This is a genomic window from Massilia sp. LXY-6, assembly GCF_051233485.1.
GTDB lineage: Bacteria > Pseudomonadota > Gammaproteobacteria > Burkholderiales > Burkholderiaceae_D > Telluria.
In genome coordinates this window covers 82,317-94,954 of sequence record NZ_JBKFGF010000012.1, presented here as the reverse complement: position 1 = coordinate 94,954, position 12,638 = coordinate 82,317, and the positions used below count along the sequence as shown (strand labels likewise).

General features: G+C 64.2%; 11 protein-coding genes. 8 read left to right on the top strand and 3 right to left on the bottom strand.

What is annotated here, in order from left to right:
* Positions 1–7 precede the first annotated feature (7 nt).
* The 3 genes from ACI48D_RS07110 to ACI48D_RS07100 all read right to left on the bottom strand — a co-directional run bounded on the left by ACI48D_RS07110 (position 8) and on the right by ACI48D_RS07100 (position 2,280).
* Complete coding sequence (locus ACI48D_RS07110; protein WP_435570520.1) at positions 8–595, bottom strand: hypothetical protein; 588 nt, start codon at positions 593–595, stop codon at positions 8–10.
* A 196-nt stretch (positions 596–791) separates the two neighbouring features.
* The gene (locus ACI48D_RS07105) at positions 792–1,394 is read right to left on the bottom strand and encodes an XrtA/PEP-CTERM system exopolysaccharide export protein (protein WP_435570562.1); all 603 of its coding nucleotides are present in this window, start codon (positions 1,392–1,394) and stop codon (positions 792–794) included.
* A gap of 133 nt (positions 1,395–1,527) precedes the next feature.
* The gene (locus ACI48D_RS07100; protein WP_435570519.1) at positions 1,528–2,280 is read right to left on the bottom strand and encodes a S1C family serine protease; all 753 of its coding nucleotides are present in this window, start codon (positions 2,278–2,280) and stop codon (positions 1,528–1,530) included.
* Between the two features lie 419 nt (positions 2,281–2,699).
* Between ACI48D_RS07100 and ACI48D_RS07095 the strand changes: the two genes are divergently transcribed.
* Genes ACI48D_RS07095 through xrtA form a run of 8 tightly spaced genes read left to right on the top strand, consistent with a single transcriptional unit; the run spans position 2,700 to position 12,624 of the window.
* The gene (locus ACI48D_RS07095; protein WP_435570518.1) at positions 2,700–4,238 is read left to right on the top strand and encodes an XrtA system polysaccharide chain length determinant; all 1,539 of its coding nucleotides are present in this window, start codon (positions 2,700–2,702) and stop codon (positions 4,236–4,238) included.
* Between the two features lie 36 nt (positions 4,239–4,274).
* The gene (locus tag ACI48D_RS07090) at positions 4,275–5,243 is read left to right on the top strand and encodes an XrtA-associated tyrosine autokinase (RefSeq protein WP_435570517.1); all 969 of its coding nucleotides are present in this window, start codon (positions 4,275–4,277) and stop codon (positions 5,241–5,243) included.
* On the top strand, positions 5,224–6,780 hold the full coding sequence (locus ACI48D_RS07085; protein ID WP_435570516.1) for a TIGR03016 family PEP-CTERM system-associated outer membrane protein: 1,557 nt from the start codon (positions 5,224–5,226) through the stop codon (positions 6,778–6,780). Before ACI48D_RS07090 ends, ACI48D_RS07085 begins: the two co-directional genes overlap by 20 nt.
* 11 nt (positions 6,781–6,791) lie before the next feature.
* Positions 6,792–7,853, top strand: coding sequence for an XrtA/PEP-CTERM system-associated ATPase (locus tag ACI48D_RS07080; protein WP_435570515.1), 1,062 nt, complete (start codon positions 6,792–6,794; stop codon positions 7,851–7,853).
* Complete coding sequence (locus tag ACI48D_RS07075) at positions 7,850–8,734, top strand: XrtA system polysaccharide deacetylase (protein WP_435570514.1); 885 nt, start codon at positions 7,850–7,852, stop codon at positions 8,732–8,734. Before ACI48D_RS07080 ends, ACI48D_RS07075 begins: the two co-directional genes overlap by 4 nt.
* Positions 8,731–9,852 carry a FemAB family XrtA/PEP-CTERM system-associated protein gene (locus tag ACI48D_RS07070; RefSeq protein WP_435570513.1) on the top strand — a complete coding sequence of 374 codons (1,122 nt, stop codon included), beginning with the start codon at positions 8,731–8,733 and terminating at the stop codon, positions 9,850–9,852. The genes ACI48D_RS07075 and ACI48D_RS07070 overlap by 4 nt, the downstream gene beginning before the upstream one ends.
* A gap of 25 nt (positions 9,853–9,877) precedes the next feature.
* A complete protein-coding gene (locus tag ACI48D_RS07065; RefSeq protein WP_435570512.1) occupies positions 9,878–11,074 on the top strand; it encodes a TIGR03087 family PEP-CTERM/XrtA system glycosyltransferase in 1,197 nt (398 codons plus the stop codon).
* Positions 11,071–12,624 (top strand): exosortase A, encoded by a 1,554-nt coding sequence (gene xrtA, locus ACI48D_RS07060; protein ID WP_435570511.1) that lies wholly within the window; start codon positions 11,071–11,073, stop codon positions 12,622–12,624. The genes ACI48D_RS07065 and xrtA overlap by 4 nt, the downstream gene beginning before the upstream one ends.
* The last annotated feature ends 14 nt before the right edge of the window (positions 12,625–12,638 follow it).

Below are 12,638 nucleotides of genomic sequence, written 5' to 3'. Positions count from 1 at the left end.
TACCGCCTTAGTCGTGGGTAGCCTGGAGATAGTTCTTGACCTGCTCGGCGCTCCAGAAGACGCCGGAAGCCGGGCTGTAGTGGCCAGTCGCCTGCACGTCGGTCCACATCTTCTGCAGCGTGTCGACCGAGAGGAAGCTGATCTTGCCAGACATGATATTCAGATAGGTGGCCACCAGATGCATGCCGAGATTGTAGCGGTCGAACGACTGCTTGCTCAGCAGGTTCAGCATGGTCGAGCACAGGTAGGACTGGTTGATGGTCTGTTCCGTGCAGGTGCTTTTTTCGCCCTGGACGTCGAATACCGAGGTAAACATGATATTGCGCGACACCGGCCAGGAACGATGGTTCTTCCAATAGCCGGGCGACAGGCCGCTGCATGCCGTCGCCGGACTATAGTGGCTGCTCAAGCCTCCCGACAGTGCGCCGGAAGGCGCCTTGCAGATCATCGTGTTCATGGTGGCGCGGCTTTCCAGCGTCCAGAGGATACCCGCGGCACCGATGCCGGCCTTGGCCAACCGGCGCCGCGTTGCACCGCGCTCGCTCAAGGGCAACGGCGCTGCGTTTCCCTTGTTTTCTTGATTGTCGGTTGTCACGTGCGATATCCCCAAAGATGTACTGCTTTTCATGTGAAGTGTGCCTCACTTCTTATGGAAAGCAAGTTCCGCGCCACGATCACATGATTCCGAAAAAAACATTTGAAATCAGGCGCTTATTCCCTGATGTGCTATCCGGAAATTCTATTGTATGTTGGAACGCTGTCGACTGTAAAAAATATCGACGCGAAACAATTTAGAAGAAACTTTCGGGGATGACCAGCACGTCGCCCGGGCGCATCGGCATGTTGGCCGAGATATCGCCTTCCTTGATCAAGTCGTCCAGGCGCACATTGAACTTCTGCTGCTTGCCGTCGACAGTACGGATCACGCTGGCGCGGTTGCCTGACGCGAATTCCGTCACGCCGCCGACCGCGATCAGCACGTCCATCAAGCTCATGTCGCGGCGGTAAGGCAGCGCCTGCGGCTTGGTGGCCTGGCCGATCACACGGATCTGTTCGCTGAAATTGCCGATGAAGTTGGTGACGATGACGGTCACCACCGGCTGCTGGATGAACTTGGCGAGCGCTTTTTCGATGTCGCGCGCCAGTTCGGTCGAGGTCTTGCCGGCAGCCGGCAGGTCTTCGACCAGCGGCGTCGTGATCTTGCCGTCCGGGCGTACCGGTACCGACATCGACACTTCCGGGTTGCGCCACACCATGATATTGACGGTATCGCCCGGCCCGATCAGGTAGTCCGGATTGGTCACCTGGGTTTGCGGCACGGGAGTACTGGTGGCACAGCCGGTCAACGCCAGTGCAAGCACAGTGGCGGTCGCCACAGCCGTATGTTTGATCAGGTTCGCCTTGTACTTGCCCACGTCATTCCCTTTCGTCGAACACAAATATGTTAGTAAGCCATTAACAGTGGATTATTGTATACCAGAGTGCTTCAGGAAAAGACCGTGCACGATTGAAATCTTTCCTAAGGTTTCATTTCTGTTGCATCAGGTTTTTTACGTACTTCACCGGGACCGCATAGGTGATACCGCTGGGATTGCTGATTGCGGTTTCCTTCAGTCCTTTGACGAACACAGCGTTGATCACACCCCAGACGACGCCGCTGTCCGGGTCGTACACCGGGCTGCCGCTGTTGCCGGGGTAAGCAGTACCGTCGAGCTGGAAGATGTCGAAGGAGGTACGCTGCAGCTGGACCAGCTGGCGCACATCAAGCTTGCGCGAGTTCAGCGAAGGCATGACGATCGGCGTGATGGCAGCCAGGGTCGCGCGGTGGGTGGCCGCATGCAGGCCCAGCACCATGCCCAGCGGGTAGCCGGTAAACGCCAGGCCCTGGCCCTCGGCCACGCTGTCCGAATCCCCCAGCTTTAGTGCCGGCAAGGGCGGCCCGCTCAGGCGCAGGTGGGCCAGGTCGTGTTCGTTGTCGCGCGCCACCAGTTGCGCCGGACGGAAGCGCACGGTGTCGCCGTCACTGGTCACGATGCCGATCTGCTCCATGCGTGCCTCGTCGACCTTGTCGGGCACCACATGCGCGTTCGTAATCACACTCAAGCCGTCCCCCGTCACGAAACCGGTGCCGGAGAACACGACCGAGGGACTGCGCGTACGCTCGAACGTCCCGATACCGACCACCGAGCGCTTGACGGCCGGGATCACCGCAGTCAGCTCAGCGCATCTCGCCGGACTCAGCACGCAGAGGGCCAGCAGCCCCGCCAGCAGTCGTTGCACGAAGGCATCGGATACTTTTCCAAAGCGAAACTCGTAGCGTGTTTCAGTAGCGCACCAACCGTGCACCCCCTTTTGCAATTTAGACATTACAATGAATCGATTTCTTTTTGAAAGTTGCGATTTCGCAAGTCTACTCCATGAACACCGTGCACGTAGAAGTCTCGTTGTTTCGTCGCAAGAGTCGCCCATATTTTGTTACTCCTTAATCAACAATACGACAAAGGTAATCCAACATTAGTGCATCTTCGTGTTTCTGTATGGAATTTGTGTTGTAGACGAGGTACGTCTTGTTGAGCTCTTCACATTTTTCTTGTGCTTAATTGCAATTGACATGAGTACAAGCGATGATGCGAAGTATCTTTTTTTTCTTTGATCCGGATCAATACAAGACCCCGGATCTTTCATGGTGAGATTGACAGATGGCAGAGATCACAGCCACCCTCCTGAGCTTCTTTAAAGCGATTGGCAAATACCGCTGGTATGCCGTCGCCATTACCTGGACCATCGCCGTCATCGGCTGGGCCGTGGTGCTGCGCCTGCCGAATCAGTACGAAGCGTCGGCCCGCGTCTACGTCGATACGCAAAGCATCCTCAAGCCTTTGCTTTCGGGAATGACCACCCTGCCCAACCTGGATCAGCAGGTGGTCTTCATGCGCCGTACCCTGATCAGCCGTCCGAACGTCGAGCGCCTGATGCGCATGGTGGACCTGGACGTCAAGGCCAAGGACACCAAGGAGCACGAGAAGATCGTCGACGAGCTGATGTCGAAGATCAAGATCGCCGGCACCGAGCGTGACGACATCTATACGATCACCTATACCTCGGACAATCCAAAGCTGGGCAAGGACGTTGTGCAGTCCCTGCTGACCATCTTCGTCGAGGGCAGCTTCAGCGGCAAGAAGCAGGATTCGGAAAAGGCCGTGCAGTTCATCGACGACCAGATCAAGACGTATGAAGAGAAGCTGACCGCCGCCGAAAACTCGCTGAAGGAATTCAAGATCAAGAACATGGGTCTGCTGCCGCGCGAAGGCGGCGGCGGCGACTTCAGCAGCCAGCTGCTCCAGGCCACCGACCAGCTGAGCCAGGCGCGCCTGGAACTGGCCGAAGCCGAGCAGGCCCGTAACGCGATCCGCCGCCAGATCTCGGGCGAGCCGGCCAAGCCAGGCGAAATCGCGGACATCGCGGTCACCGATCCGGAGCTGGAAACCCGCATCGCCACCACCCAGAAGAGCCTGGATACGCTGCGCCTGCAGTTCACCGAGCAGCACCCGGACATCGTGGCCAACCGCCGCCTGATGGAACAGTTGCTGGCGCAGAAGGCCGAGCTGGCCAAGCAGAAGAAGCGCAGCGCCGATCCGGGTGCAGGCTACAGCCCGATGCTGCAGCAGCTGAACGTCTCGCTGTCGCAGGCCGAGGCCCGCGTGGCGTCGATGCGCACCCGCGTCGACGAATACGCGGCCCGCGTCGCCCGCCTGCGCACGCAGAGTGCCTCGGTGCCGGAAGTCGAAGCCCAGCTGGTCCAGCTCAACCGCGACTACCAGGTCAACAAGGAAAACTACCAGAAGCTGCTCGAACGCCGCGAATCCGCGCGCCTGTCGGGCGACCTGTCGTCCGCCACCGACATGCTGACCTTCCGCGTGATCGATCCGCCGACCGTCCCGCTCCAGCCGACCGGCCCGAACCGCCTGCGCCTGTTCTCGGCGGTGTTCGTCGGCGCCCTGGTGGCCGGCATCGCCCTCGCCTTCCTGATGAGCCAGCTGCGCCCGACCTTCCTGAGCCAGTCCACCCTGCGCGAGGTCACCGGCCTGCCGGTGCTCGGTTCGATCGGCATGAACTGGACGACGGCACAGACGATCCGCCGCAAGCGCCGCCTGGCCGCGCTCGGGGTATCGGTGCTGGTGCTGTTCGGAATTTATGGCGCGGGGGTGGCAGCGATCCTGTCCCACCCTACGTTTTGATCGCGGCGCCCCCGCAAAGATTGCAAGGAGTTCCACGTGAGCATTATCGAAAAAGCCGCCAGCCGCATCGACCGGCAGCGTAGCGCCGCCACCGCCACCCCTGCCAGTGCCATCGACGCCGGCGTGATCCCGGCCGTGGTGCTGGACAGCCCCGTACCCGGCATCGCGCACGACGCCGTGCATGCGGTGCCGGTGTCGCCAGCCGTGACCGCCGCGACCGCGGCCGCAGCAGCCGCAGCGTCCGCCGCCACGGCCGAGCGCGTCATGCCGAAGTTCAGCACCCGCCGCGTCGAGCTGGACCTGGCGCGCATGCGCGAAATGGGCATGGTTACCGCGGCCGGCGGCCGTACGTCCCTGCTGGAAGACTTCCGCATCATCAAGCGCCCGCTGCTGCAGCGCGCCTTCGCCGAACGCACACCGGGCGACAAGCCGGGCAACCTGATCATGCTGACCAGCTCGCTGCCGGGCGAAGGCAAGACCTATTCGGCGATCAACCTGGCGATGAGCATCGCCATGGAACTCGACCACACCGTGCTGCTGGTCGACGCCGACGTGGCCCGCCCGTCGGTGCTGCGCACCCTCGGCCTGCCGGCCCAGCGCGGCCTGATGGACCTGCTGGTCGACGACAAGCTCGACATGGGCGACGTGATGTTGCGCACCAACGTCGACACCCTGTCGATCCTGCCGGCCGGCACCAGCACCCCGCGTGCCACCGAGCTGCTGGCCAGTTCGACCATGAGCCACCTGGTCAATGAGATCGCCAGCCGCTATCCGGACCGGATCGTGATCTTCGACTCGCCGCCGCTGCTGCTGACCAGCGAATCGCGCGTGCTGGCCTCGCACATGGGCCAGATCGTGCTGGTGGTCGAAGCCCAGACCACGACCCAGCATGCGGTCAAGGAAGCCCTGAGCCAGCTCGAAGGCCTGAACAACGTCAATCTCATCTATAACAAGACCAGGGATCTCCCAGGCATCGAAGAGACGTATGACTATCATTACGGCTAAACGGCCGCACCGGGCGCTGCTGCTGACGCCGCTCGCCCTGGCGGCACTGTTGTTGTCGGCCGAATGTCGCGCCGACTGGAAATTTTCCCCGACCGTTGGGGTGACGGAAACCTATACCGACAACCCCAGCCTGCAGCGCGACGAGCTCGCACATGCCCAGTTCGTCAGTGAAGCGATGGCCGGGTTTGCGCTGACGGAGAAGAGCCCGCGCCTGCGACTTTCCGCTGTCGGCCGCGTGCACCAGTTCGCGTACACCGATGGCAACCAGCCCAACCTGAACGACCGCGAACACGACTACAGCGCCAACGCCCTGGCCAAGCTGACGGACGACGTCTTCCTCGACATGGCTGCTTCCGGCGGCCCGCAGAACATCTCGGCCTTCGGGCCGCAGGTGAACGACAACCTATATTCGATGGGCAACCGCACCACGATCAACACCTGGCGCATCAGTCCCTATGTCCAGCACCGCTATGGCAGCGTGGCCGACATGCTGCTGCGCTATTCGCGCGATGGGGTCGATGCCGGCGCGCGCAATCCGTTCGGCTCGAGCACGGCCAGCACCGGCAGCCTGAACCTGAACAGCGGCACCGCTTTCCATACCGTGGGCTGGGGCTTGTCGTATACCCATCAGGACATGCAGAACCGCCTGGGCGGTCCCTCGTCGTCCGAGAATGCGGTGGCCGACCTGCGCTGGCGCTATTCGCCCCAGATCAGCGCGACCGCCAGCGTCGGTTACGACACCTACGATTACAAGACGCTGGGCGGGCGCACCGCCGGACGCAACTGGTCCGGCGGCTTCATCTGGTCGCCGTCGTCCCGCACCAGCGTGCAGGCCAGCTTCGGCCGCCATTACTTCGGCAAGACCGGTTCGCTGGTCGCCAGCCACCGCAGCCGCCAGAGTGTCTGGAGCATCAACTACAGCGACGCGATCACGACCACGCGCCAGCAGTTCCTGCTGCCGTCGACGATCGATACCGCATCCCTGATCGACAGCCTGCTCGGCGCCTCGATCCCGGATCCGGTGCTGCGCCAGCAGGCGGTCCAGACATACCTGCAGGCATCCGGCCTGCCGCCCAGCCTGGCCAACAACGTCAATTACTTGAGCAACCGCTACCTGCGCCAGAAACAGCTGCAGGCGGCGGTGGCGTTCAACTGGGCGCACAGCAGCCTGGTGACGAGCCTCAACCGGACCGAGCGCACTGCGCTGTCGCTGCGCGAGTCCGACAGCGCGCTGCTCGGCAGCCAGCTGAGCACCCTGAACGACAACGTCCGCCAACGCAGCCTCAACAGCGTCTTCAGCTACCGGCTGACGTCGCGCACGATCGCGACCGCGACCGCGACCCTCGACCACATCACCTCGCTGGACACCGGCATCAAGCAGGTCCATCGCCAGTTGCGGGTCGGGATGACGCGGCGCGTCGAGCGCCGCATGAGCGTAGCGCTGGACATGCGCCATGTCGAGGGCAGCAACGACGTGGCCACCGGCGGGCGATACAGCGAAAACGCGATCACGGCCACCCTTTCCGCCCAGTTCTAATCGGAGCAGCGATGTACGAGACCTTTTACGGATTTTCCGCCAAACCCTTCCAACTGCGCCCGGACCCGCACTTCTTCTTCGGCAGCAAGGGGCACAAGCGTGCCATGGCCTACCTCGAGTACGGCCTGTCGCAAGGCGAAGGCTTCATTATCGTCACCGGCGAAGTCGGCGCCGGCAAGACCACGCTGGTGCGCAACCTGTTCAACGGCCTGCCGTCCGACCAGATCGTGGCGGCCCACATCGTCAACACCCACCTCGATCCGGAAGACACCCTGCGCATGGTGGTGTCGGCGTTCGGCCTGCCGTATGAAGGCGCGAGCAAGACCGACCTGCTGACGCGCCTGGAAAAATTCCTGTGCGACGTCGACCACCAGGGCAAGCGCGCCCTGCTGGTCATCGACGAGGCCCAGAACCTGTCGGCGCGCACGGTGGAAGAACTGCGCATGCTGTCGAACTTCCAGACCGACGACAAGTCGCTGCTGCAGACCTTCCTGCTCGGCCAGCCCGAATTCCGCACCACCCTGCACAGCCCCGGCATGCAGCAGCTGCGCCAGCGCGTGATCGCCAGCTACCACCTGGGCCCGATGGATGCGCAGGAGACCCGCGCCTATATCGAGCACCGCCTGGCGACGGTCGGCTGGAACGGCGACCCGTCCTTCGACGACGGCGCCCATGCCGCCATCTACGCCTACAGCGGCGGCATCCCGCGCAAGGTCAATACCTTGATGGACCGCGTGCTGCTGATGGGCTACCTGGAAGAGATGCATGCCTTCGGCGAAGCCGACATCAACACCGTCATCAGCGACATCAGCGAGGAATTCCAGCTGCCTGCGGGCCAGGCCGCACCGGTACCGGCGCCGGACGCCATCCCCGGCACCGGCCTGGGCGCGCTGGGCCAGGAGCTGCGCACGCTCGATGAACGTGCCGGCGAACGCCGCGCCAGCAGCGTCGAGGTGCTGGACGAACGCATGATGCGCCTCGAGAAGTCGATCGTTTCCGTCCTGTCGATCCTGAAGAAGATCGTTGCCACGCCCCAGGGGGCGGTCACCCAGCCTGTGGACAACCAAGAATGAACATGTATGAACTCGCCCCGCGCCGCCTGCCGGCTCCGGGAGAACGCATCCGCAATGCGATGACCTGCGACGTCGAGGACTACTTCCAGGTCTCGGCCTTCGCTCCCTACATCGACCGCGCCAGCTGGCCGAGCCGCGAATGCCGGGTCGAAGCCAATATGGACCGTATCCTGGCGCTGTTCGAGCGCCAGGGCGTGCGCGCCACCTTCTTCACCCTGGGCTGGATCGCGGAGCGCTATCCTCAGGTCGTCAAGCGCATCGTCGCCGGCGGCCACGAGCTGGCCAGCCACGGCTACGGCCACCTGCGCGCCTCCGACCAGACCCGCGCCGAATTCGCCAACGACATCCGCTCCGCCAAGGCGCTGCTGGAAGACATCGGCGGCCAGACCGTGCTGGGCTACCGCGCGCCCAGCTTCTCGATCGGGCGCGCCAACCTGTGGGCGATGGACGAGCTGTTGGAGGCCGGCTACCGCTACAGCTCCAGCATCTACCCGATCGCCCACGACCACTACGGCATGCCGGAAGCGCCGCGCTTCGCCTTCTACCCGAACGGCCCCGACGGGCTGCTGGAAGTGCCGATCACCACGGTGAACCTGTTGAAACGCAACCTGCCGGCCGGCGGCGGCGGCTATTTCCGCCTGCTGCCCTACGCGCTGTCGCGCTGGATGATGGAAAAGGTCAACCGCGACGACCGCCAGCCCTCGCTGTTCTACTTCCACCCGTGGGAAATCGACACGCAGCAGCCGCGCCCTGCAGGCCTGGGCGCCAAAGCCCGCTTCCGCCACTACATCAACATCGACCGGATGGAAAGCCGCATCGAAGCCCTGGCACGTGACTTCGCCTGGGACCGCATGGACCGGATCTTCCTGAATCAAGCATGAACTCGATCATCGAAGCAGCTGTAACGAAACGCGTCGCGCCCGCATCTACCCCGATCCCGGCCAGCGGACCACTCACCCTGCACCTGATGCAGCCCACCGAACGCGCGCGCTGGGACGCCTTCGTGCGCACCTGCCCCGACGCCACCTTCTTCCACCTGTCCGGATGGCAGCAGGTGATCGAGGAGTCGTTCGGCATCAAGACCTGGTTCTACTACGTGCAGCAGGACGGCCAGATCCAGGGCGTCCTGCCGCTCGCAGAAATCAAGAGCCGCCTGTTCGGCCACTCGCTGGGGGCGATGCCGTTCTGCGTGTACGGCGGCCCGGCCGCATTCAGCGGTACCGGCGGCGAGGCCGCGCGCGCGATGCTGGACCAGGCCGCGCACGCACTGGCACACAAGCTGGGCGTGGGCCACCTGGAATACCGCGGCATGCAGCGCTTCCACCCGGACGACCCGGCCTGGCACACGAAGGAGCTGTACGTCACCTTCCGCAAGGAGATCTCGGCCGACGACGAAGCCAACCTGAACGCCATCCCGCGCAAGCAGCGCGCGATGGTCCGCAAGGGCATCAAGCTGGGCCTGAAGGGCGTCGTCGAGGACAATGTCGACCGCATGTTCGAAGCGTACGCGCACAGCGTGCACCGCCTCGGCACCCCGGTGTTCCCGAAAAAATACTTCGCCCTGCTGCAGAAGACCTTCGGCGACGAGTGCGAGGTGCGCACCATCCTCACCGAGGACGACCAGCTGGTGGGATCGGTGCTGTCGTTCTACTGGCGCGACGAGGTCGTGCCCTACTACGGCGGCGGCATGGACCTGGCGCGCAACGTGGCCGGCAACGACTTCATGTACTGGAACCTGATGCAGGCCGCCGCCGCGCGCGGCTGCCGGATCTTCGACTTCGGCCGCAGCAAGCTGGGCACCGGCGCCTACGACTTCAAGAAGAACTGGGGCTTCACGGCCCAGCACCTGCCCTACGAATACAAGCTGTATGGCGCGACCGCGCTGCCGGACAACAATCCGCTGAATCCGAAGTACCAGCTGTTCATCAAGATGTGGAAGAAGCTGCCGCTGCCGCTGGCGAACTTCATGGGTCCGTACATCGTGCGCAACCTGGGCTAATACTGAAAAAAGCGCGGAAAAAATCGTGGAAGACCTGCTCCTGCTGATCCATCGGATCCCCTACCCGCCCAACAAGGGCGACAAGATCCGCTCGTACCACCTGCTCAAGCACCTGACCAAGCACTACCGGGTACACCTGGCGACCTTCGTGGACGATCCGGACGACTGGCAGTACGTGCCGCACGTGGAGGCGCTGTGTGCGAGCAGCCATTTCTCCCGCATGAACCCGCTGCTGGCGCGCGTGAAGAGCCTGGGCGCCCTGCTGAAGAACCGTTCGCTGTCGCTCGAATACTACCGCGACGCCAAACTGGCGCGCTGGGTGCGCGACACCGTCGCCGCCCACGGGATCGAGCGCGTGCTGGTGTTCTCGTCGGCGATGGCGCAGTATGCCGACCCCTACCGCCAGGCGCGCCGGGTGGTCGATTTCGTCGACGTCGACTCCGACAAATGGCGCCAGTACGCCGACAAGAAGTCCTGGCCGATGAGCTGGCTGTACGGCTATGAAGCGGCGCGCCTGCTCGACTACGAGCGCCAGGTCGCACGCGACTACGACGCCTCGCTGTTCGTGTCGGCCCCCGAGGCGGCCCTGTTCCGCCAGCTCGCGCCCGAGAGCGGCGCCAAGATCGGCCACTTCAGCAACGGCGTCGACACCGACTACTTCACGCCCGAAGCCGCGCACGCGAATCCCTACCGGCCGGGCGAGCGCGCCCTGGTGTTCACCGGCGCGATGGACTACTGGCCCAATGTCGACGCGGTCCAGTGGTTCTGCGACAACGTGTTCCCGGCGCTGCGCGAACGCTTCCCGGAACTGCGTTTCTACATCGTCGGCTCGCGCCCGAACCCGGCGGTGCAGGCCCTCGGCCAGCGTCCCGGCGTGACGGTTACCGGCACCGTGCCGGACGTCCGCCCCTACATCGCGCACGCGGCGGTGGCGGTGGCGCCGCTGCGCATCGCGCGCGGCATCCAGAACAAGGTATTGGAAGCGATGGCGATGGCGCGCGCGGTGGTGGTGTCGCCGCAGGCGCTGGAAGGCATCGACGCCGAGCCGGGCAGCGAACTGGTGCTGGCCGAAGACGCCGCCGCGTTCATCGGCGCCGTGAATGCGCTGCTGGTCAGCCAGGATGGCGCGGCCGAGGCCATCGGCCTGGCGGCACGCGCCAAGGTGCAGCGCCGCTACAGCTGGTCGAGCAATCTTGCCTGCATCGGGGAGAACCTGGAATGATGCTGAATTCCTCACCCGGCGTCGCCTCCGATGGCGCCGCCGTCCCGGCCGCGAGCCGCCTGTCGCGCACGGCCATCGTCCTGATCGCGCTGGCCCTGCTGGCGCCCTTCGCCCTATACCTCCGCACCGTCGAATCGATCGTCTCGATCTGGAACAGTTCCGAGACCTTCGCCCACGGCTACGTGATCCTGCCGATCAGCCTGTGGCTGATCTGGCGCCGCCGCACGAATTTCAGCCTGTATCCGCCCAAGCCCTATGCGCCGGCGCTGATCCTGCTGGCGCTGCTCGGCGCCGGCTGGCTGGCGGCGCAGCTGGGCGAAGTCCAGGTGGTGTCGCAATATACCTTCGTGGCGATGTTCCCGGTTGCCGCGCTGGCCCTGCTCGGCCCGCGCCTAGCCGGCTCGCTCGCCTTCCCGCTGCTGTTCCTGCTGTTCGCGGTGCCGTTCGGCGAAGTCTTCGTCGGCCCGCTGATCCAGTTCACCGCCGACTTCACGGTGGCCGCGGTACAGGCCACCGGCATCCCGGTGCTGCGCAGCGGGACCCGCTTCGAGCTGCCGACCGGGAACTGGTCGGTGGTCGAGGCCTGCAGCGGCGTGCGCTACCTGATCTCCTCGATCACGCTGGGCTGCCTGTACGCGTATCTGACCTACCGCTCGATGGCGCGGCGCGCGCTGTTCATCGGCCTGTCGGTCCTCGTGCCGATCCTGGCCAACGGCCTGCGCGCCTACATGATCGTGATGATCGGCCACCTGTCCGGGATGGCGCTGGCGACCGGTGTCGACCACCTGATCTACGGCTGGCTGTTCTTCGGCCTGGTCATGTTCATCATGTTCTGGATCGGCAGCTACTGGCGCGAGGATACCGATGTTCCGGCCACCGCCGCCGTGGCCGCGCGCGCGGACGCCGGCGCGCCGGCCCGCATCCCGGCCATGGCCGCCTGCGTCGTGGCCCTGTGCGCCGTGTGGCCGGGCTTCGCGCTGTACGGCGAGCACGCCAACCACAATCCCGCGCAGGTCGAACTGGCGCAAGTGGCCGTGAGCTGGCCGGAGGCGCCCGAATTCGCCGACTGGAAACCGGACTACATGGCACCCGACGCCACCCTGCGCCGCAGCTACCGGCAAGGGGCGATGCCGGTCGACCTGACCCTGCTCTACTACCGCAACCAGGACCGCAGCAAGTCCCTGATCAGCTCCCTCAACCGCCTGGCCGGCTACAAAGATGCCTGGCACGAAACTGCGTCGGCGCGCCGCACCGAGAACGTGGGTGGGACCATGCTGGCCGTGCGCGAGACCGTGCTGCGCCGCGAAGGCCGGGCCCTGCTGGTGTGGGACTGGATGCGCGTCGGCGACCGCGACATCACCAGCAACGCCGTCGGCAAGCTGCTGCAGGCGCAGTCCAAACTGCTGTTGCGCGGCGATGATGGCGCGGCGGTGATGCTGTCGGCGCCCTTCGACGAACAGCCTGATGCAGCGCGTGCGACACTCCATTCATTTCTGTTAGACAATTACAAACATATCAACGCGACGCTCGAAAACGCGCGCCGGCATTGACGTAAAAAACCTGA

What these genes read in the sequence shown, in the direction of transcription:
- ACI48D_RS07095 (WP_435570518.1), top strand. Translation starts at nt 2,700, where the DNA reads ATGGCAGAGATCACAGCCACCCTCCTGAGCTTCTTTAAAGCGATTGGC.
- ACI48D_RS07085 (WP_435570516.1), top strand. Translation starts at nt 5,224, where the DNA reads ATGACTATCATTACGGCTAAACGGCCGCACCGGGCGCTGCTGCTGACG.
- ACI48D_RS07080 (WP_435570515.1), top strand. Translation starts at nt 6,792, where the DNA reads ATGTACGAGACCTTTTACGGATTTTCCGCCAAACCCTTCCAACTGCGC.
- ACI48D_RS07075 (WP_435570514.1), top strand. Translation starts at nt 7,850, where the DNA reads ATGAACATGTATGAACTCGCCCCGCGCCGCCTGCCGGCTCCGGGAGAA.
- ACI48D_RS07070 (WP_435570513.1), top strand. Translation starts at nt 8,731, where the DNA reads ATGAACTCGATCATCGAAGCAGCTGTAACGAAACGCGTCGCGCCCGCA.
- xrtA (WP_435570511.1), top strand. Translation starts at nt 11,071, where the DNA reads ATGATGCTGAATTCCTCACCCGGCGTCGCCTCCGATGGCGCCGCCGTC.